Source organism: Sphingomonas sp. PP-CC-3A-396 (genome assembly GCF_004343105.1).
Lineage (GTDB): Bacteria > Pseudomonadota > Alphaproteobacteria > Sphingomonadales > Sphingomonadaceae > Sphingomonas.
On the sequence record NZ_SLYF01000001.1, the window covers coordinates 759,896 to 778,503 of the forward strand.

An 18,608-nucleotide genomic window follows, 5' to 3' on the forward strand; every position below is an offset into this window, starting at 1 on the left:
GGAGCCCCGACCTTTAGATTGAACAAGGTGCCGAAATGGCCGTCCCCAAAAGAAAAACCTCGCCCTCCAAGCGCGGCATGCGCCGTGGCCACGACTCGCTCACGATCGCGTCGTTCCAGGAATGCCCCAATTGTGGCGAACTGAAGCGTCCGCACAACCTGTGCGGTTCGTGCGGTCACTATAACGGTCGTGAAATCCTCTCGATCGAGGGCTGAGGCTTCCAACCGGAACCTCTAACTTGAACGAAGGATTGATGATGCCCGACAGCGGCTGGATCGCGGTCGATGCGATGGGTGGCGATGACGGGCTGGCAGTGATGCTCGCCGGTGTCGCGCTCGCGCGTCATCAATTCGAGGGCATGCGCTTTCTGCTGGTCGGCGATGAAGCTGCGATTCGCGAGGGGCTGAAGGCTCATCCGAACCTGTCGCAGAATTCGGAGATCGTCCACGCGCCGGAAGTCGTCGGGTCGAGCGAAAAGCCGACCCAGGCGATCCGGCGTGCCAAGAAGACCTCGATGGGCATCGCGATCGACCTGGTCAAACAGGGTCGCGCCGCCGCCGCGGTGTCGTCGGGGAATACCGGCGCGCTGATGGCGATGGCGAAGCTGTCGTTGCGGATGCTGCCCGGGATCGACCGGCCGGCGCTCGCGGCGCGTCTGCCGACACTTGGCGACACCGACATGGTTATGCTCGACCTCGGCGCGAATACCGAGTGCGATGCGCGCAACCTCGTCCAGTTCGCGATCATGGGCGCCGCATATGCCCGCACCGCGCTCGACATCCCGCACCCTCGCGTCGCGCTGCTGAACATCGGCAGCGAGGACATGAAGGGCACGGATGAGATCCGCGATGCCGCCGCGCAACTGCGTGCCACGCCCGCCGTCGACATGCAGTTCAATGGCTTCATCGAGGGCGACCGCTTGTCGCGCGGCGAAGTCGACGTGGTCGTCTGCGACGGCTTTTCGGGCAATATCGCGCTGAAGACCGCCGAGGGCACCGCGCGATTCGTCGCCGATCTGCTCAAGCGCGCGTTCCGCAGTTCGGTCCGCTCGAAGCTCGGCTTCCTGATCTCGCGCCCCGCAACCGAATTGCTGCGCGATCACCTCGATCCCAACAATCACAACGGCGCGGTATTCCTCGGGCTCAACGGCATCGTCGTGAAGAGTCACGGCGGCGCGACCGATCGTGGCGTCGCGACCGCGATCGGCAATGCCGCCAAGATGGTCCGCAACGATCTGATCCGGCGGATCGCCGACGATCTCGGCAACGTGGAGAAGGCGGCATGATCCGGTCTGTGGTCATCGGCACCGGCTCGGCGCTGCCCGCGCGTCGCGTCTCGAATGCGGAACTGGCAGAGCAGGTCGACACCAGCGACGAGTGGATCGTCGAGCGCACCGGCATCCGCTTCCGTCACATCGCCGGCGAAGGCGAGACGACGGCGACGCTTGCTGCCGACGCGTGCCGCGCGGCTTTGACCGCGGCCGGGATCGAGGCGCAGAGCATCGACCTGATCGTGCTCGCCACCGCGACCCCCGACCAGACCTTCCCGTCGAGCGCTACCAAGGTGCAGGCGATGCTCGGCATCGACGACTGCGTCGCGTTCGACGTCGCCGCCGTCTGCTCGGGCTTCCTGTACGCGGTCCAGGTGGTCGACAGCATGATCCGCAGCGGCGTCGCCAAGCGCGCGCTGGTGATCGGCGCCGAGACCTTTAGCCGCATCCTCGACTGGGAAGACCGGACGACCTGCGTGCTGTTCGGCGACGGCGCCGGTGCGATCGTGCTCGAAGCACAGGACACCGCGGACGAAGGCGGCCGCGGCATCCTGACGACGAAGCTGCACGCCGATGGCCGCCACAACGAGCTTCTCTACGTCGATGGCGGCGTCTCGACCACCGGCACCGTCGGCAAGCTCCGCATGAAGGGCCGCGAGGTCTTCCGCCACGCGGTGACCAACCTGGCGTCGGTAATGACCGAGTCGCTGGCGATGGCGGGGCTGTCTTCGGACCAGGTCGACTGGGTCGTGCCGCACCAGGCGAACGCTCGCATCCTGGACGCGACCGCGCGGAAGCTGGGCCTTGCTCCGGCGAAAGTCGTGGTCACCGTCGACCAGCACGCCAACACGTCGGCTGCTTCCGTACCGCTCGCATTGGACGTCGCCGTACGCGACGGACGGATCAAGCAGGGGCAGATCATAGTGCTCGAAGCGATGGGCGGCGGCTTCACCTGGGGCGCTGCAGTTATCCGCTTCTAAGCCGTTCGAAACATATCGATTCGCTTGTAGAACAAAAGTTCTTCCGGTCGCCGACGTGCTTGTGTAGGAGGTTCGCCGAGTGTGGGAGCTTGAAGATCATGACGACGGGTACTTTGACGCGGGCCGACTTGGCTGAATCGCTCCACAAGGAGGTCGGGCTGTCACGTTCGGATTCCTCCAAGATCGTCGAACAGATCCTGACCGAGATGTGCGGCGCGCTGTCGCAGGGCGAGAACGTCAAGATTTCGGGATTCGGCACGTTCGTGCTGCGCGACAAGGGCGAGCGCGTCGGCCGCAACCCCAAGACCGGCATCGAAGTACCGATCGCGCCGCGCCGCGTGCTGACGTTCCGCGCAAGCCAGATGATGCGGGAACGCATCGTCGGTGCCGACTGACACCCGATATGCCTGATACCGACGACGCACTGCCCGATGCCGGGGGGCAAAAGGCCAGTGCGGCGTTTCGGACGATCGGCGAACTGTCGCGCGACACTGGCCTGCCGCAGCACATCCTGCGCTATTGGGAAACGCGCTTTCCCCAGCTGAAGCCGCTGCAACGCGCGGGCAACCGGCGCTATTACCGCGCCGAGGACGTCGCACTGGTGCGGCGGATCGACCAGTATTTGAACCGCGAGGGCTATACCGTGCGCGGCGTACAGCAGTTGCTGGCGGGGGAGAAGGGCGCGGGTGCGATACCGGGTCCTGGCGAGATCGTCGCGCAGGCCGAGTCGCCGATGACTGCCCTGCGTGCAATCCGCGATATGCTTGCCGAGGCGCTGGCGGCGGACTGACTTTTCCGCGTGATTCTCCCCTGCAAGGGGAGGTGGCTGGCGCTTGCAGACGAAGGGGTGACCCGTTCTCATAGCGCGATACCCCTCCGTCAGTCCTGCGGACTGCCACCTCCCCTCACAGGGGAGGATTAGCGGGTAACCTATCGCTCGCGCGTCGCGGCGAAGCGGATCTTCGCATAGCGCTCGGCGATGTAGTTCACTTCCCAGGCGCTCTTGGCGAGGAAGACGGGGTTGCCGTCACGGTCCTTGGCCATCGCGCCGCGGTTGATCTCGGCGAAGGTCTTCAGTTCGAGCGGGTCTTCCGCCGTGATCCAGCGCGCGGTCTCGTAGGGGGCGGGTTCGAGCCCGGCCGCGACCTTGTACTCCGCGTCGAGGCGCGAGAGCAGCACCTCGAGCTGGAGCTGCCCGACCACGCCGATGATCCAGTTAGAGCCGATGTCGGGGTAGAACACCTGCGTGACCCCCTCCTCGGCCATGTCGTCGAGCGCCTTGCGCAACTGCTTGGTCTTGGTGAAATCCTTCAGCACGACGCGGCGCAGGATTTCGGGCGCGAAGTTCGGCAGGCCGGTAAAGCGGATCGTGGCCTTCTCGCTGAGCGTGTCGCCAACCCGCAGCGTGCCGTGGTTGGGGATGCCGATGATGTCGCCGGGGAACGCCTCGTCCGCGAGCTCACGGTTCTGTGCGAAGAACAGGATCGGCGAGTGGACCGCGATCGGCTTGCCGTGGCCGGTCGGGGTCAGCTTCATGCCGCGCTTGAACACGCCCGAGCAGAGCCGCATGAACGCGATCCGGTCGCGGTGGTTGGGGTCCATGTTGGCCTGCACCTTGAACACGAAGCCGGTGACTTCGGGCTCGTCGGGCGAGATGGGGGCCGGCTCGGCGGGCTGCGCGCGCGGTGGCGGGGCGTAGTCGGCGAGGGCTGCGATCAGTTCGGCGACACCGAAGTCCTTCAGCGCGGAGCCGAAATAGACGGGGGTCAGGTTGCCTGCGCGATAGGCTTCGGGGTCGAAGGTCGAATAGCCGCCCTGTGCTAGTTCGGCCTCGTCGTTCAGGCGGATCATCGCTTCGGGGCTGAGGATCTTGGCGAGTTCGGGATCGTCGATGCCGGTGAACGGGATCGCCTTGCCCATGAACTCGCGGCTGTCGCCCTCGGGGCGGCTCAGCGTGTTGGCGTAGAGATCGTAGACGCCCTCGAACTCGCCGCCCATGCCGACCGGCCAGCTCATCGGGCAGACGTCGAGCTGGAGCATCTCGGCCACCTCGTCGAGCAGCGAGAACGGATCGCGGCCCTCGCGGTCGACCTTGTTGACGAAGGTGATGATCGGCACGTTGCGCAGGCGGCAGACCTCGAACAGTTTTCGCGTCTGCGGCTCGATGCCTTTCGCGGCGTCGATCACCATCACGGCCGAGTCGACCGCGGTCAGCGTGCGATACGTGTCCTCGGAGAAGTCTTCATGCCCCGGCGTGTCGAGCAGGTTGAAGGTGATCCCCTGGCGCTCGAACGTCATCACCGACGAGGTGACCGAGATCCCGCGCTGCTGCTCGATCTTCATCCAGTCCGAGCGCGCGCGGCGGGTCTGGCCGCGCGCCTTGACCTCGCCGGCGAGATGGATCGCACCGCCGAAATAGAGCAGCTTCTCGGTCAGCGTGGTCTTGCCGGCGTCGGGATGCGAGATGATCGCGAAGGTGCGGCGGGGAAATTGGGTCATGGCGTGGGTCCGGTGAGCCGAGTCGTCGGACTTGGCTGAGAAAAGAAGGTTAGGCCGGGTTAGGCCAAGCTGCAGTCCGCGCGCGGTGCGGCGGGATGCAGTTGGAGAACGCGGCGGGCTTAGCGCCGCTCTTGGCAGATGTGGGGCGTGTAGGACAGAGGGGGCTTCGGGCGGGGTGGTATGACAGGGCCCCGTCTGCTCCCTCAAACGCGACGCTCCCCCCTCCCTGGAAGGGAGGGGTTGGGGGTGGGTCGGTTGGCTTTGGCCGCAACCGTGCCGTGATGCGGAAACCGACCCACCCCCTGCCCCTCCCTTTCAGGGAGGGGAGTTCGTCAGTGCTCCTGGACCAGCGTCACGTTCATTTCGATGCGCTTCGTACCGCCAGCGGCGATCTCGAACACGCCGGGTTTGTCGCGGTAATCGCCGGTATAGCCCTCGGGGTCGGCGATGCCGTGCCAGGGTTCGACGCAGACATAGGCCGCGCCGGGCTTGGTCCAGATGCCGAGCTTCGGCGTGTCGGGGAAGGCGATCCGCAACTGCGGGCCGGTCTCTGCGCCGTAGGTGACGGCGTCGGAATGGATCGGGTCCCAGACCAGCGCATCCTTGGCGAACAGCTCGTCGCGCAGGGCGATGACGCGGTCCTCGACCGGCGAGGGACGCTCGTCGACCGCGATCTGGCCGTCGGGGCTGATCGCCTTCAGCTTGCCGGGTTCGTCGGCGTCGAACGTGATGCGGTGGTCTGCGCGGGGCTCGCCGTACGGCAGCGGCCAAGCGAAGGCGGGGTGGAAGCCGAAGCTCGCCGGCATCGCGGCGTCGGTGCGGTTGTGGATGTGCGCCTCGAGCGTCAGCGTCGCGCCGTCTAACGTGAAGACGATGTCGAGGGTGAACGCGAACGGGTAGGCCTTCCGGGTTTCCTCGCTGTCGGTGAGGCGGAAGGTGGCGGAGGTTTCCGACTGCGCGACGATGTCGAACGTCGAATGACGCGCGAAACCGTGCTTCTGCATCGGGTAGGCCTGGCCGTCGAGGCGGATGACGCCTTCGTTGACGACGCCGACGACGGGGAAGAGGATCGGGGCGTGACCGGTCCAGAAGGCCGGGTCGGCGTTGGTCATCAGTTCGCGGCCGTCGGCGTCGTGGAGGTGGGTGAGTTCGGCGCCGTGCGGGTTGATCTGCGCGGTGAGGTGGTCGTTGGCGATCGTGATCAGGTCGGTCATGGGGTTCCTTCCGTGAGCCTCAAACGCGCGAGCTTTGAAAACGCTCACCATACTACCCGCGCGCCACCACCCCGGCGAAGGCCGGGGCCCAATTGGGGGACGTTGCCAACGACGCGCATCGCTCCGTTACACCGGCCTTTCCACTTGGGCCCCGGCCTTCGCCGGGGTGGTGTTTCGGGGAGCGTTATCCTCTCAGGCTCGCGCCCTGCTTGGCTGCCGCTGCGACCACCTTGTCGGCGATCGCCTTGATCTCTTCGTCGGTGAAGCTTTTGGCGGTCGGTTGCAGGACGATCTCGACCGCGACCGACTTGTGGCCGTCCTCCACCCCTGCCCCGGTGAACACGTCGAACACGCGCGCCGAGACGATCGCGACCTTGTCTGCACCCTTGACCGCACGGACCAGCGTGTCGGTGGCGAGCGCCGCCGGCACGAGGAACGCGAAGTCGCGGCGGACGGCTTGCAGCGCTGGCGGCGTGTAGGCCGAGCGGGAGAAGCCGGTCGCGCGCTTGGGTGGGATTGCGTCGAGGTAGAGTTCGACCGCGGCAACCGCGCCGTCGAGGTCGAACGCCTTCAGCACCGACGGATGGAGCATGCCGAAGCTCGCCAGCACCGTCTTCGGCCCGAGGCGAAGCGTGCCGGACTGGCCGGGGTGCCAGGCGTCGCCGGCCTCCCCCATCACTTGCAAATTGTCGACCGGTGCGCCCGAGGCCGCGAGAAGCGCCAGCGCTTCGGCCTTCGCGTCATACGCGTCGAAGGTCGCCGCTTTCCCATCGCGCCAGCCGCGGGGGCGGCGGTCGCCGGCGAGGACTACGCCTAGCGTCGCGCGCTCGGCGTCGGCCAGGTAGCGGCGGCCGATCTCGAACAGGCGGACGCTCTGCTGGCCGCGCTTAAGGTTGCGTCCGGTGGCGGCGAGCAGGCCGGGGAGCAGCGACGGGCGCATGACTTTCAGGTCTTCGCTGATCGGGTTGGCGAGCGTCCAGGCACCGCCGCCGAAGGGGGCTGCTTCTGCTTCGGAGAGGAAGCTCCACGTTACCGCTTCGTCGAGCCCTCGGGCCGCCGCCGCGCGACGCGCGCGACGTTCGAGCTTCTGCTCGGGCGTGGCGGTCGGCTTGGCGACGCCGGGCATGCGGGGGAGCGGCGTCGAGGGGATAGTGTCGATGCCCTCGATGCGGACGACTTCCTCGACGAGGTCGGCGGGGCCATCGACATCGCGGCGCCAGGTCGGGATCGTGACCGGCCATTTGCCTTCGATCGTCGAGAACAGCGCATCGCTGAACGCGTCGGCGGACTTGATCGCGCCGATCGTGAAGCCGAGCGAGAGGAGCGTGCGCGCCTGCCGTTCGGGGGCCACGTGCAGCCCGCCCAGGTCTGCGCTGAGGCGGGGATCGTAGTGGATCACGCGGGGTTCGAGCGGGGGCTCGCCCGAGCGGGTGACGTCGCTGGCTGTGCCGCCGCAGATGTGGAGTACGAGCGCAGTGGCGATCGCGAGGCCGTCGTCGAGGAACGCCGGGTCGACGCCGCGTTCGAAGCGGCTGCGCGCGTCGGAGGTAAGGGTCAGCTTCTGGCCGGTGCGGGCGATATGGTCGGGATCGAAATACGCGCATTCGATCAGCACGTCGGTGGTGTCCGCCGAGACGCCCGAATGCTCGCCGCCCATGATGCCGCCGATGTCGTGCACGGCAGCGTCGTCGGCGATGACGGTCATGGTCGCGTCGAGCATGTAGGTCTTGCCGTTGAGCGCGACGACCTGCTCGCCGTCCTTTGCCTGCCGCGCGACGAGGCCGCCGGAGAGTTTGGCGCGGTCGTAGACGTGCAGGGGGCGGCCGAGGTCGATCATCAAATAGTTGGTGATGTCGACGAGCGCGGAAATCGGCTTTTGGCCGATCGCGATGAGGCTGCGGCGCATCCACTCGGGGGATTCGCCGTTGGTTACGCCGGTGACGGTTTGGGCGTAGAAGGCGGGGCAGCCAGCGGTGTCGTCGGTGCGGACGTTGGGGCCTGCGCCCTCGCTCGTGAACGTGTCGAACGTCAGTGGCGTAAGCGTGCCGAGGCCAGCGGCGGCGAGGTCGCGTGCGATGCCGCGGACGCCCATGCAGTCCTGGCGGTTGGGCGTGATCGCCACGTCGATGACCGGATCGGTCAGGCCGGCATAGTCGGGGTACGCGGTGCCGATTGGGGCGTCCGCGGGCAGTTCGATGATGCCGTCGTGATCCTCGCCGAGTTCCAGCTCACGCGTCGAACACATCATGCCGTTGGATTCGACGCCGCGGATGCTCGCGAGCTTGAGCGTCATGTCGAGACCGGGGACGTACGCACCGGGTGCGCCGAACACGCCGACGAGGCCGGCGCGCGCGTTGGGGGCGCCGCAGACGACCTGCAGCGGGCCGTTACCGGCGTCGACCGACAGGATCTGGAGCTTGTCGGCTTGCGGATGGCGTTCGGCGCTGAGCACCTTGGCGATCTTGAACGCGGCAAGCTTCTCGCCGGGGTTCTCGACGCCTTCGACTTCGAGGCCGATGCGGGTCAGAGCTTCGACGATCTGGTCGAGCGTGGCGGTGGTTTCGAGGTGCTGCTTGAGCCAGCTGAGGGTGAACTTCATGCGCCGACTCCGCCGGACAAGGTGGGGACGTCGAGGCTCGAAAAGCCGTAATGCTTGAGCCAGCGGATATCCCCGTCGAAGAACGGGCGGAGATCGTCCATGCCGTATTTGAGCATCGCCAGCCGGTCGATACCGCAGCCGAACGCGAAGCCCTGCCATTCGTCGGGGTCGAGCCCGCAGGCCTCGATGACTTTGCGGTGGACCATGCCCGATCCGAGGATCTCGAGCCAGCCATCGGGCTCGGCGCCGCCGACGACGCGCTTGCCCTTGACCAGCGTGTAGCCAACGTCGATCTCGACCGAGGGTTCGGTGAACGGGAAGTAGCTCGGGCGCAGGCGGAGCACGATGTCGTCGCGCTCGAAGAACGCCTTCACGAAGGTCTCGAGCGTCCATTTGAGGTGACCGAGCGTGATGCCCTTGTCGATCACGAGGCCCTCGACCTGGTGGAACATCGGCGTGTGCGTCGCGTCCGAATCCGAGCGGTAGGTGCGGCCGGGCGCAATGATGCGGATCGGGGGTTTCTGGCTCAACATCGTGCGGATCTGGACCGGGGACGTGTGCGTGCGGAGGAGCGAGAAGGTCGTCTTCTCGTCGGCGATGCCGGCGACCTTCGCGTCGATCCCCTGCTGGAGGTAAAAAGTGTCGTGCATCGCCCGCGCGGGGTGCGTCTCGGGGATGTTGAGCGCGGTGAAATTATGCCAGTCGGTCTCGATCTCGGGACCGGTCGCGACCGCGAAGCCGAGGTCGGCGAAGATCTCGGCGAGTTCGTCCATGACCTGCGACACGGGGTGGATCGTGCCGGCGGGCGTCGCGTCGGCGGGGAGCGTCATGTCGAGCGTTTCGCTGGCGAGGCGCGCGTCGAGCGCGGCGCGTTCGAGCGTGGCTTTGCGCTCGGCGATGCCGTTGGCGACGGCTTCGCGGAGGCCCTGGATCAGCGGGCCTTGGACGAGGCGCTCGTCCGGCGTCATCTTGCCGAGCGTCTTCAGCAGCGCGGTGATCGTGCCCTGCTTGCCGAGCGCCTCGACCCGGCACGCATCGAGCGCGTCGAGCCCGGATGCGGCAGCGATCGCCGTCAGCATGTGGTCGCGCATCTGGTTCAGGTCTTCGGTCACGTCATACTCCCAGGGCGGGTTCGGTCGGTAGTTCGGGCAGGCGGGGCAGCCCGAGGCCGATACCCAGATCGTCCCAATTTTCGTTGCGCGCTTCGATCAGCTCGATCTTCCACGCTCTTCGCCACTCTTTCGGCCGCTTCTTGCGAACGATCGCGGCCTCCATCGTGTCGAACATCTCGTAATAGGCGAGACGCTTGATCCCGTACCGGCGAGTGAAGCCGGGGATCAACCCCTCTCGGTGCTGAACCAGCCTTGCGAGCAAGTTCGAGGTGACGCCGATGTAGAGCGTGCCGTGGCGGCGGGAGTGGAGGATGTAGACGCACGGCCGGAAGGTTTCGCGCATTTCGTGCTCCCCTGATCGCCGCTCGATCGCTCTACAGCTCAGCACTCTAGAGCTCCGTCATCAAAAGCCCCGTCATCCCGGCGGACGCCGGGACCCACGGTAGCGGGCCGGGTGATGGTAGCACGTTATTGCCGGGTCCGCCGTAACCGTGGGTCCCGGCGTTCGCCGGGATGACGGATAGGGGGTTGGGGACCACGGAAGCTGGAGGGCTTGGGTAGTTCGGTAAGCTTCTGAAGCTCTCGACGTTAAGGCGCTCACCAAGCCCCAAACGCAAAGAGGGCGCCGGTGGTCTCCACCGACGCCCTCCCGAAACTCACCTCGGTCGCGAAATTACGCGGCCTGGGGAAGCGCCGCCTTCACCTGGGCGACGATCGCGCTGAATGCAGCGCCCTCGTGCATGGCGATGTCGGCCAGGACCTTGCGGTCGAGTTCGATCCCTGCAAGCTTCACGCCGTGCATGAACTGCGAATACGTCAGACCCTCGGCGCGGACGCCGGCGTTGATGCGCTGGATCCAGAGGCCACGGAACGTGCGCTTCTTAACCTTGCGGTCGCGATATGCGTACTGTCCGGCCTTCTCGACGGCCTGACGGGCGATGCGGATGGTGTTCTTGCGACGGCCATAATAGCCCTTCGCCTGAACCAAAATACGCTTGTGCTTGGCGCGGGTGGTAACACCCCGTTTTACGCGTGCCATTGTCTAATTCCTTCTCAGCTCAACGCAGGCCGTAAGGCGCCCAGGCCTTCACTGCTGCGGTATCGGCCTTCGACAGCAGCTTGGTGCCGCGGTTCTGACGGATGTACTTGCCGTTGTGATGCGCCAGACGATGACGCTTGCCGGCGACGCCGTGCTTGAGCAGGCCGGTGGCGGTGAGCTTGAAGCGTTTCTTGACGCCGCTCTTGGTCTTCAGCTTGGGCATTTTTATCCTTTCGGTTACGAAGGAGGACGCTGAAATCGCCGCGGCAGCCCACACTGGCCGGGCGATTCGTCGAACGCGTTCCCTTCGAGGAAGCGGGCCGCATAGACGCATAAATGCGGCATATCAACCGTTGTGGAACTGACGCGGCTGTCGTGCGATAGGCCAAGCATGGACGACAGCCCGACGCAGCCGATCGAGACCCCTTCCGCGGCCCCGGAAGCAGCCTCCGTGCAAAAACGTCGCAAGCGGCGGATACTGCGTAACATCCTGCTTGGCATCGTCGCGGTCATCGTCGCGATCTGGCTGGTGCTGTATATCACCAAGGGGCGCTTCCTGAAGCACCCGTTCGAGCGCGTTGTCGGCTCGCTCACGCACCGGACGCTGACCGTGCGCGGCGACTTCCAGCTCTATTTCGCGCCGTTCCGCATCAAGCTGTACGCGGAGAACTTCACGCTCTCGAACCCCGACTGGGCGAGCAAGCCGAACCTGTTCCAGGCGGACAAGCTCGACACGCGGATCGCGCCGCTGTCGCTCATCTTCGGCAAGCGGCGGCTGTATTGGCTCGACCTGGTCAACGGTGATGTCGATCTCGAGTGGAACGCAGCGCACACTGCCAACACCTGGACGTTCTCGAACAAGAAGGGTGGCAAGCCGCTCGAATTCCCGAGGATCGATGTCGCCACGGTCACGGGCACGACGGTGCGCTATCTCGATCCGCGGATGCGCGTGCTGGCGGACCTCGAGGTCGCCGACATCCGCTCGGTCGACGCGACGATCGGTCGTGCGGTTGGGCTGACGGGCAAGGGGCGGTTGCGCGAGACGCCGTTCACCGTGACCGCGCAGTTGCTGTCGCCCGACGCGACCGCCAATCGCGGGCAGAACAAGCTGGTCGCGCGAGCGCGGGCGGCGGGGAATATCATCGACGTCGCGGGGACGCTGCCGAGCATCGCCGATGTCGAGAACGTGCCGCTCGCCGTCACCGCACGCGGCACCAATCTGTCGACGCTGCTGGGCGTGATCGACGTCGCGATCCCGAACACGCGGACCTACAAACTGCGCGCGCAACTCATCAAGCAGGGCGACGAATACGCCTTCACGCACCTGCGCGGCTTTGCAGGCCGGACCGATCTTGCGGGCAAGCTGACGATCACCAACGGCGAGCGCATCCATCTCGATTCGGTGCTCACGACCAAGAGTCTCGACATCATCGATGCGGCGCCGTTCATTGGGTTCAATCCCGACATCGTCGAGTCGAAGGGTGCGGTGGCAGCCGCCGCGGCGACGGGGGCTGCACCGCAGCGCCTGCTGCCCGACGGGAACCTGCCGGTTGCGACGATGCAGATTTTCGATGCCGACCTGAAATGGACGATCGGTGTGGTGAAGTCGCGCAACCTGCCGATTTCCAACATCGACCTGACGCTCGACCTGGAACGCGGGCGGCTGGCGCTGTCGCCGCTGACCTTCTCGATGGCGCGCGGCAACGTTGCCTCGGACGTCATCTTCGATACGCGCGCACGGCCAAGCGCAGTGTCCTACGACATCCGCCTCGCGCCGACGCCGCTGGGTCGGCTGCTCAAGGGGTATGGCCTGACCGAGGCCGGGACGACCGGGACCGTCAAGGGTCGCATCAAGCTTGATGGCCGCGGCGACTCGATCCACGATTCGCTGGCGTCGTCGCGCGGGCGGATTGCGTTCGTGCTGCCGTCGGGGGCGCTTTCGGTGCGCAATGTGCAGCTCGCCGAACTCGACATCGGCACGTTTGCGCAACGGATGTTCCAGGGGAAGCTCGACGAGCCGGTGCAGTTGAATTGCGGGCTCATCGGTTTCACGGTGCGCGGCGGTGTCGCGGCGGCGGACCCGATCCTGATCGATACCCGCAAGAACGTGATCGTCGGGCGTGGCGGGTTCAGTTTTCGCAACGAGGCGGTCGACCTCGCGTTTCGCGCGGATTCGAAGAAGTTCAGCCTGTTTGCTGGGCAGTCGCCCGTGAGTGTTGGCGGGATGTTCGCTGCGCCGAAGCTCAACGTGATCTCGAAGGACCTGCTCGCGCGCGTCGGCAGCGGGCTCGGGCTGGCGCTGGTCGCGACGCCGGTCGCGGGGATTCTGGCGTTCGTCGATGTCGGCGATGCGAAGTCGACCGCCTGCGGCCCGGTACTGGCCGGGGCGACGGCCGCCGCGCAGCGGACTACCGAGGGTCAGCCGCGCGATGATGTGGGGCATGGGACGACGGCCAAGGCCGAGGACGGGAAGCCAACCCGCTCCGAGGGCAAGGCACAGCGGAAGAAGTTTCTGGGGATCTTCTGAGGGCATGGGGACCCACTGTACGGTCCTCCCTTCCCTAGATCGCTCATCCTGGCGTCAAGCGGCCACTGTTGCCGATGGTTGGGCTCGCGTAGATGGCTAGCGTTCCGCGTCCATGGGTCCCGGCGTCCGCCGGGATGACGGATGGGGGTGTGAGCGGGGCTTCACGGTATGCGGCGGGCTGGTTGGAACCCCGTTCGTCTGAACCGTGCGCGCCGCTTGGGTTAGTCCGGCGTACCTGCGACTTGGTTCCGAACCGAGGCTGCGTCTCCAGCACTCCCACCCGTCACCCCGGCGGACGCCGGGCCCATGGTTGGGTCCGCTTAGAAGGCTAGCGCTCCGTGCCCGTGGGTCCCGGCGTCCGCCGGGATGACGGATAGAGGGTGATGATGTGGGGGGCGTTGCGGTTTGTGATGACGCCTTCGCTCCCTCCCGCTTGCGGGTTTGGGAAGGGCTGATCGCGTGCCGGACGCCAGTACGTACGTCGTGCCCTCCCCTAGCCCCTCCCGCAGGCGGGAGGGGAATTCTTATCCGTGATTGTGCCCGTCGTGCCCTTCGTGATCGTGCGCCTCACCCTGCAACCGGTGCATCGCCTCGAGCACGTCATCCATGCGCGCCGGGTCGCCGATCGCCAACACATGGCCTTCGCTGGCGGCGGTCAGCGGGTCGCCGTTCCAGTCGCACATCATGCCGCCAGCGCCTTCGACCACCGGCACCAGGGCGGCGAAGTCGTACAATTTTAGGCCCGACTCACAGACGACATCGAGATGGCCGCTCGCGAGCAGGCCGTAATTGTAGCAGTCGCCGCCATAGACCGGGCCCTGGCGCGGATTGCCGCCCGAGATCGCCGCGACCAGCGCGAGATAGGGCTGCACATCGCCGTCCTCGAACAGATGCGGGCTGGTCGTGGCGATCGTCGAGCCGGCGAGTTCGCGGCAGGCGCGGGTGCGAACCGGCACGCCGTTGAGCGTCGTCGGGCGGCCCGCGACACCGACCCAGCGTTCGCGCTGAACCGGCTGGTCGATGATCCCGAGCACCGGCCAGCCATCCTCGACCAGCGCGATCAACGTGCCGAAGATCGCGCGGCCGACGGTGAAGCTGCGCGTGCCGTCGATCGGGTCGAGCACCCATTTGCGGTTGGTGACGCCGGGCTTCTCGCCATACTCCTCACCGATGATGCCGTCGCCGGAGCGCTCGGCGTCGAGCAGCCGGCGCATCGCGGCCTCGGCCTCGCGGTCGGCGCGCGTTACGGGGGACTGATCGTCCTTGATCTCGACGCCGTGCTCGTGGCGGAAATAGGGTCGGATGACGTGGCCCGCAGCATCCGCGAGGCGGTGCGCGAGGTCGATATCGGCTTGGGTGACTGGCATGACCCCTGCCTATCGGCCCCTGGCGCAGGGAGCAATGGACGGAACGCTCACGTCGGCGTAGGTCGTTGCAATCCAACCGGAGTATCGTCCATGCGCCTCGTCTCGACTCTCGCCGCCGCCGCTCTTCTCGCCGCAACGCCCGCCTTCGCCGCGCTTGCACCCGGCGCCAGGGCTCCGGACTTTACGACGCGGGGGGCGATCGCCGGCAAGGTGTTCACGGTGCACCTCGCCGAGCAGCTCAAAAAGGGCCCGGTCGTGCTGTACTTCTTCCCCGCCGCGTACACCGGCGGCTGCAACGCCGAGGCGCATGCCTTTGCGGAGGCGATCCCGGCGTTTACCAAGGCTGGCGCGACGGTGATCGGCATGTCGGCGGACAATGTCGAGACACTGAGCAAGTTCTCGGCCGAGAAGTGCGCGGGCAAGTTCGCGGTCGCGAGCGCAGGGCCGGGCGTGGTCAAGGGCTACGACGTCGCGCTCGGCAAGCAGATGGCCGGTCGCGATATCACCAAGCGGACCAGCTACGTCATTGCCAAGGACGGTCGCATAGCGTTCGTCCATGACGACATGAACCCCGCGGCGCACGTCTCGACGACACTTGCCGCAGTCGAGAAACTCACCGGCAAGTAAGCCATCGAACACGGAGCGTTGTTCTCGCTTGATGGATCGGGCTCGGTCGTCACCGGCCTATAGTCATCGAACCGGCAATTACCTGCCGGTTTGGTGACTTAATCCTAACGCTTTCGGGTTTATCGGAGACTGCGAGAACTCGGGGGACGAGATGCGCGACGTACAGGCGGCCAGAACTATGGCCGGGTCATTTCCGAACGAGACGATATTCGAACGGATCGGCAGGTTCCTCGACGCGCAGAAACTCAGCCCCGATCCCGCCCACTACGCCTTCGCCTTTGCCGTATTATCGTCGCCTGACAGTGAGTTGGCGGAAGCCGTCCGGCAGCAGACCGACCTCGGCATCAGATTGACCCGACACGATATCGAGCGACTTGGCGGGCAGGTGGTACAGGGTCCTCCCCTCGTCCTGTCGCCCACCGGCGCTGATGCAGCGGCCCCCGCCAAGCCCAGCATCGAGATGCGGACCGACACGGCGATCGCGCTGGTGATCGAGACGCAGCAGCAGGTCGACGGGTTCGCGCAGATCGTGCGAACGATGCAGGCCGAGACCGAAGGTTTCGGACATGAACTCGCGCAAAGCGCGGCGGCGATCACGCATCTGGCCGAACTCGACGAGATCACCCGCATCACGAGCTCGATGATCGCGCGAATCCACGACAGCGAGGTGCGGCTGGCGCTGGCCACGGCGGAAACCGATGCGCTACGCGCCAAACTGGCCGAAGCCCGGGATACGGCACGACGCGATGTCTTGACCGGCCTGCCCAACCGACGCGCCTTCGAAGAAGCCTATGCCGCGCGCGATCTGGACGCAGGTCCGTACTGCCTGGCGGTCTGCGACATCGATCGGTTCAAGCGCGTCAACGACCTCCATGGCCACGGCGTCGGCGACCGGGTGCTCGTCGCGATCGGCCAAGCCATGGCCGCCGAATGCGCGCCGCACCTGGTTGTCCGCCATGGCGGCGAGGAATTCGCCGTGCTGCTCGGGGGGCTGAGCCTGGCGGAGGCGGCCGAGTTGCTCGATTCGGTCCGCGCGGTCGTGGCCGCGAAGCGCTTCCGCAACCGGGAGACCGATACCGCGCTCGGGACCATCACGTTTTCCGCGGGCGTGACGGCGATCCATGCCGACGAGGTCGCCGAGATCGCCTTCTTGCGGGCCGACCGCCTGCTGTACGCCGCCAAGAAACAGGGGCGTGATCGGGTCTGCGCCGGTTAATCCCGTAAGTTGGCGGAATTTACGATCGTTTCGTGGTGCGTTTTACCACTCGAAGCGTCGGCAAATCATAAATCAACGGCAGTTCAATACGTTACGAAACTGGCACGCACCGTGCAATTCATTCGATATCGGCAGCCGGATGGTCCGGCGCCTGACAATCGAAGGAAAATCCCATGTCGATCCGTTTTGAAACCGTCCAGCGTATTGCTTGCTCGTTCGTCGGTGCGATCGTCTTCGCCGCGATCGCCGTCAGCACCGCCACGCCGATCATCCCGATCGCCTGATCCTCACGTCACGGAGAGTCATCATGGGTCGCAGCATTCTCATAGGCCTTGCCGCCTTCTCGACCACCCTCTTGCTGATCGTCACGCATAGCGGGACGACGCTGGTCTGAGCCGACCTCGGCAGCGTCGGTTCAGCCCCCAGGGCCAAACCGCCACCGCCGCCCTGCGTCATGCAGGCGCACCCAAGCCCACTGGCCCGACCGGTGCCTCCGCCTCGCGCGAATAGGTACCGATCAACAATCCCGCTGCCAGCACATGGCCGGTTATGGCGTCGATCACCGCAGAGCGTCCCGGCGTCGCGCCAACATCTTCAGCGCCCGCGCCAACCGCGAACATCTGAAACGCATATCGATGATCGCCATGCCCACTCGGTGGATCGGGTGGCAGCCATCCTTCGCGAAGATAGGAATTACGGCCAACGTCGCGTCCTGCCGCATCGCCCTCCCCATCAGCGGCGATCGCACCTTCGGCAAGACGCCCCGCATCGGCCTCGAGGCCCCAGACGATCGCATGAACGAGCGGCTGTGGCGTCGGTGCATCGGCATCCTCGACGATCAGGACCATATGCGTGGTGCCGGCCGGCGGTTCGCTCCAGACGAGCGGCGGCGACACGCCTTCGCCATCGGCCGTAAAACGCGGCGGCATCCGGCTCTCATGCGCGAATGCCGGGCTGGTCAGATCGAGCGTCTCGAACCGGTTGCCAAGCTGCACGATGGCAAGCTTTTCGGCGCCCGCACGCAGACCGCTCATCGCGTGGCCGAGCCACGCCGGGATGTGTTCGAGCATCGCTTATCCTTCCGAGGGGCAGGTTTCGGCACGGCGTACGGGGGCGGCGCCGTCATACCAGTCGCTCCGCGTGCCCATCGTCGCGGCATCATGGTAGCAGACCTGGGTCTTGGCGGCCTTGCTGTCGACGATCACGGTCCAGTTGTGATCGCCGCAATTATGCTCCTCGCAGCCCCAGGCCGCGACGCGCTCGCCGATCTTGAACACCGGCGTTTCGGGCCCCGAGCGACCGCGGATCGTCGCGCGCAGTTTCGCATCGCCAACCGCGGTGACGAGCCCCGATGCGACATCGGTACGGTCGAAGAAATCGACGCCGCCGACCGCGTCATGCGGGTATTTCCCGACATAGGCGGTGATCGGCGTGGTCTGTGCCTGGCCAGGGATCGGCGTCGGCGCGCGCGTCTGCGGCGGCGTGAAGTTGCTCGCGGCGAGCGTGTCGGTCGGATCGTCCTTCTTTCCGCAACCGCTCAGCAGCGGAAGTGCAAGCACCGCGATCATCACCATCGTCTTCATGCGCATTCCTCTTCTGAGCAATCAACGCATCGGCCTTGTCGGGGGTTGCGTCGAGGAGGATCGCGACCATTTCGAGGACATGCCGCACGATCTGACCCGCTTCGTTACCGCACAGCACGGCGTGTACCCGCGGGCGCTTGCCGAACTGCACGCCGGTGCCAAACGCAGCCACTGGATGTGGTTCATCTTCCCGCAGATCGCGGGCCTGGGGCAGAGCATGATGGCGCGGACCTATGCGATCGCCGATGCGAGCGAGGCACGGGCGTATCTCGCGCATCCGGTCCTCGGGCCGCGTCTGCTCGAAGCGACCGAGGCGGTGACCGCAGCGCACGGTTCGGCCGAGACGATCCTTGGCGATATCGATGCGGTGAAGCTGCGATCGTCGATGACGCTGTTCGCGTCGGTCGCCGACGACCCGTCGCCGTTCCGCGCGGTGCTCGACCGGTTCTTCGACGGGACGGCGGACGAAGCGACATTGCGCCTGCTCCAATAAACGGTCTGCGATAAGAGGCCGATAAGAGGCGCGCGCGCTCTCGCAACGGTGTAGGATGGTGCGGGGCCTTTCGCCCCATGAG

General features: G+C 66.1%; 19 protein-coding genes. 9 read left to right on the forward strand and 10 right to left on the reverse strand.

Going from position 1 to position 18,608, the window contains the following annotated elements; all coding sequences use genetic code 11:
• Positions 1 to 35 precede the first annotated feature (35 nt).
• From rpmF to C8J40_RS03475, 5 genes are all read left to right on the forward strand, one after another.
• On the forward strand, positions 36 to 215 hold the full coding sequence (gene rpmF / locus C8J40_RS03455) for a 50S ribosomal protein L32 (protein WP_056054400.1): 180 nt from the start codon (positions 36 to 38) through the stop codon (positions 213 to 215).
• 41 nt (positions 216 to 256) lie between these two features.
• The gene (gene plsX / locus C8J40_RS03460) at positions 257 to 1,285 is read left to right on the forward strand and encodes a phosphate acyltransferase PlsX (RefSeq protein ID WP_132895865.1); all 1,029 of its coding nucleotides are present in this window, start codon (positions 257 to 259) and stop codon (positions 1,283 to 1,285) included.
• Positions 1,282 to 2,250: a beta-ketoacyl-ACP synthase III gene (locus tag C8J40_RS03465; RefSeq protein WP_132895766.1), complete on the forward strand. Its 969-nt coding sequence runs from the start codon at positions 1,282 to 1,284 to the stop codon at positions 2,248 to 2,250. Before plsX ends, C8J40_RS03465 begins: the two co-directional genes overlap by 4 nt.
• Before the next feature lie 98 nt (positions 2,251 to 2,348).
• Positions 2,349 to 2,645 carry an integration host factor subunit alpha gene (locus C8J40_RS03470; protein WP_132734757.1) on the forward strand — a complete coding sequence of 99 codons (297 nt, stop codon included), beginning with the start codon at positions 2,349 to 2,351 and terminating at the stop codon, positions 2,643 to 2,645.
• A gap of 8 nt (positions 2,646 to 2,653) precedes the next feature.
• Positions 2,654 to 3,040 (forward strand): MerR family transcriptional regulator, encoded by a 387-nt coding sequence (locus C8J40_RS03475; RefSeq protein ID WP_132895767.1) that lies wholly within the window; start codon positions 2,654 to 2,656, stop codon positions 3,038 to 3,040.
• A gap of 140 nt (positions 3,041 to 3,180) precedes the next feature.
• Here the strand turns inward: C8J40_RS03475 and C8J40_RS03480 are convergent, their stop codons facing one another.
• The 7 genes from C8J40_RS03480 to rpmI all read right to left on the reverse strand — a co-directional run bounded on the left by C8J40_RS03480 (position 3,181) and on the right by rpmI (position 10,936).
• On the reverse strand, positions 3,181 to 4,749 hold the full coding sequence (locus C8J40_RS03480; RefSeq protein ID WP_132895768.1) for a peptide chain release factor 3: 1,569 nt from the start codon (positions 4,747 to 4,749) through the stop codon (positions 3,181 to 3,183).
• Positions 4,750 to 5,081: 332 nt separating this feature from the next.
• Positions 5,082 to 5,963, reverse strand: a complete 882-nt coding sequence (locus C8J40_RS03485; protein WP_132895769.1) for an aldose 1-epimerase family protein — start codon at positions 5,961 to 5,963, stop codon at positions 5,082 to 5,084.
• A gap of 184 nt (positions 5,964 to 6,147) precedes the next feature.
• Positions 6,148 to 8,562 (reverse strand): phenylalanine--tRNA ligase subunit beta, encoded by a 2,415-nt coding sequence (gene pheT / locus C8J40_RS03490; RefSeq protein WP_132895770.1) that lies wholly within the window; start codon positions 8,560 to 8,562, stop codon positions 6,148 to 6,150.
• Positions 8,559 to 9,674, reverse strand: a complete 1,116-nt coding sequence (pheS, locus tag C8J40_RS03495) for a phenylalanine--tRNA ligase subunit alpha (protein ID WP_132895771.1) — start codon at positions 9,672 to 9,674, stop codon at positions 8,559 to 8,561. Before pheS ends, pheT begins: the two co-directional genes overlap by 4 nt.
• Before the next feature lies 1 nt (position 9,675).
• Positions 9,676 to 10,017 (reverse strand): GIY-YIG nuclease family protein, encoded by a 342-nt coding sequence (locus tag C8J40_RS03500; protein ID WP_132895772.1) that lies wholly within the window; start codon positions 10,015 to 10,017, stop codon positions 9,676 to 9,678.
• Positions 10,018 to 10,347: 330 nt separating this feature from the next.
• Positions 10,348 to 10,713 (reverse strand): 50S ribosomal protein L20, encoded by a 366-nt coding sequence (gene rplT / locus C8J40_RS03505; protein ID WP_056054375.1) that lies wholly within the window; start codon positions 10,711 to 10,713, stop codon positions 10,348 to 10,350.
• Between the two features lie 19 nt (positions 10,714 to 10,732).
• The gene (gene rpmI, locus C8J40_RS03510) at positions 10,733 to 10,936 is read right to left on the reverse strand and encodes a 50S ribosomal protein L35 (protein WP_031395289.1); all 204 of its coding nucleotides are present in this window, start codon (positions 10,934 to 10,936) and stop codon (positions 10,733 to 10,735) included.
• Between the two features lie 168 nt (positions 10,937 to 11,104).
• Here rpmI and C8J40_RS03515 point away from each other — a divergent pair, with 168 nt between their 5' ends.
• Positions 11,105 to 13,240 (forward strand): AsmA family protein, encoded by a 2,136-nt coding sequence (locus C8J40_RS03515; protein WP_207901127.1) that lies wholly within the window; start codon positions 11,105 to 11,107, stop codon positions 13,238 to 13,240.
• Between the two features lie 524 nt (positions 13,241 to 13,764).
• Here the strand turns inward: C8J40_RS03515 and C8J40_RS03520 are convergent.
• Positions 13,765 to 14,607 carry an inositol monophosphatase family protein gene (locus tag C8J40_RS03520; RefSeq protein WP_132895773.1) on the reverse strand — a complete coding sequence of 281 codons (843 nt, stop codon included), beginning with the start codon at positions 14,605 to 14,607 and terminating at the stop codon, positions 13,765 to 13,767.
• Positions 14,608 to 14,697: 90 nt separating this feature from the next.
• On the opposite strand from C8J40_RS03520, the gene C8J40_RS03525 reads away from it, so the two are divergent.
• Together C8J40_RS03525 and C8J40_RS03530 are read left to right on the forward strand one after the other, a co-directional pair.
• Positions 14,698 to 15,234 (forward strand): redoxin domain-containing protein, encoded by a 537-nt coding sequence (locus C8J40_RS03525; RefSeq protein ID WP_132895774.1) that lies wholly within the window; start codon positions 14,698 to 14,700, stop codon positions 15,232 to 15,234.
• A 178-nt stretch (positions 15,235 to 15,412) separates the two neighbouring features.
• The gene (locus C8J40_RS03530) at positions 15,413 to 16,450 is read left to right on the forward strand and encodes a GGDEF domain-containing protein (RefSeq protein ID WP_243693181.1); all 1,038 of its coding nucleotides are present in this window, start codon (positions 15,413 to 15,415) and stop codon (positions 16,448 to 16,450) included.
• Positions 16,451 to 16,902: 452 nt separating this feature from the next.
• Here C8J40_RS03530 and C8J40_RS03535 read toward each other — a convergent pair whose 3' ends face one another.
• Both C8J40_RS03535 and C8J40_RS03540 read right to left on the reverse strand, forming a co-directional pair.
• Positions 16,903 to 17,520, reverse strand: a complete 618-nt coding sequence (locus C8J40_RS03535; RefSeq protein ID WP_132895776.1) for a YbhB/YbcL family Raf kinase inhibitor-like protein — start codon at positions 17,518 to 17,520, stop codon at positions 16,903 to 16,905.
• A gap of 3 nt (positions 17,521 to 17,523) precedes the next feature.
• On the reverse strand, positions 17,524 to 18,033 hold the full coding sequence (locus C8J40_RS03540; RefSeq protein WP_132895777.1) for a hypothetical protein: 510 nt from the start codon (positions 18,031 to 18,033) through the stop codon (positions 17,524 to 17,526).
• 79 nt (positions 18,034 to 18,112) lie between these two features.
• Between C8J40_RS03540 and C8J40_RS03545 the strand changes: the two genes are divergently transcribed.
• Positions 18,113 to 18,526, forward strand: a complete 414-nt coding sequence (locus C8J40_RS03545) for a DUF1810 domain-containing protein (RefSeq protein ID WP_132895867.1) — start codon at positions 18,113 to 18,115, stop codon at positions 18,524 to 18,526.
• Positions 18,527 to 18,608: the final 82 nt, after the last annotated feature.

What these genes read in the sequence shown, in the direction of transcription:
- pheT (WP_132895770.1), bottom strand. Translation starts at nt 8,562, where the DNA reads ATGAAGTTCACCCTCAGCTGGCTCAAGCAGCACCTCGAAACCACCGCC.
- C8J40_RS03545 (WP_132895867.1), top strand. Translation starts at nt 18,113, where the DNA reads ATGCCGCACGATCTGACCCGCTTCGTTACCGCACAGCACGGCGTGTAC.
- C8J40_RS03500 (WP_132895772.1), bottom strand. Translation starts at nt 10,017, where the DNA reads ATGCGCGAAACCTTCCGGCCGTGCGTCTACATCCTCCACTCCCGCCGC.
- C8J40_RS03475 (WP_132895767.1), top strand. Translation starts at nt 2,654, where the DNA reads ATGCCTGATACCGACGACGCACTGCCCGATGCCGGGGGGCAAAAGGCC.
- rplT (WP_056054375.1), bottom strand. Translation starts at nt 10,713, where the DNA reads ATGGCACGCGTAAAACGGGGTGTTACCACCCGCGCCAAGCACAAGCGT.
- C8J40_RS03530 (WP_243693181.1), top strand. Translation starts at nt 15,413, where the DNA reads ATGGCCGGGTCATTTCCGAACGAGACGATATTCGAACGGATCGGCAGG.
- C8J40_RS03520 (WP_132895773.1), bottom strand. Translation starts at nt 14,607, where the DNA reads ATGCCAGTCACCCAAGCCGATATCGACCTCGCGCACCGCCTCGCGGAT.
- C8J40_RS03525 (WP_132895774.1), top strand. Translation starts at nt 14,698, where the DNA reads ATGCGCCTCGTCTCGACTCTCGCCGCCGCCGCTCTTCTCGCCGCAACG.
- C8J40_RS03535 (WP_132895776.1), bottom strand. Translation starts at nt 17,520, where the DNA reads ATGCTCGAACACATCCCGGCGTGGCTCGGCCACGCGATGAGCGGTCTG.
- rpmF (WP_056054400.1), top strand. Translation starts at nt 36, where the DNA reads ATGGCCGTCCCCAAAAGAAAAACCTCGCCCTCCAAGCGCGGCATGCGC.
- rpmI (WP_031395289.1), bottom strand. Translation starts at nt 10,936, where the DNA reads ATGCCCAAGCTGAAGACCAAGAGCGGCGTCAAGAAACGCTTCAAGCTC.
- C8J40_RS03485 (WP_132895769.1), bottom strand. Translation starts at nt 5,963, where the DNA reads ATGACCGACCTGATCACGATCGCCAACGACCACCTCACCGCGCAGATC.
- C8J40_RS03465 (WP_132895766.1), top strand. Translation starts at nt 1,282, where the DNA reads ATGATCCGGTCTGTGGTCATCGGCACCGGCTCGGCGCTGCCCGCGCGT.
- plsX (WP_132895865.1), top strand. Translation starts at nt 257, where the DNA reads ATGCCCGACAGCGGCTGGATCGCGGTCGATGCGATGGGTGGCGATGAC.
- C8J40_RS03480 (WP_132895768.1), bottom strand. Translation starts at nt 4,749, where the DNA reads ATGACCCAATTTCCCCGCCGCACCTTCGCGATCATCTCGCATCCCGAC.
- C8J40_RS03470 (WP_132734757.1), top strand. Translation starts at nt 2,349, where the DNA reads ATGACGACGGGTACTTTGACGCGGGCCGACTTGGCTGAATCGCTCCAC.
- C8J40_RS03515 (WP_207901127.1), top strand. Translation starts at nt 11,105, where the DNA reads ATGGACGACAGCCCGACGCAGCCGATCGAGACCCCTTCCGCGGCCCCG.
- C8J40_RS03540 (WP_132895777.1), bottom strand. Translation starts at nt 18,033, where the DNA reads ATGAAGACGATGGTGATGATCGCGGTGCTTGCACTTCCGCTGCTGAGC.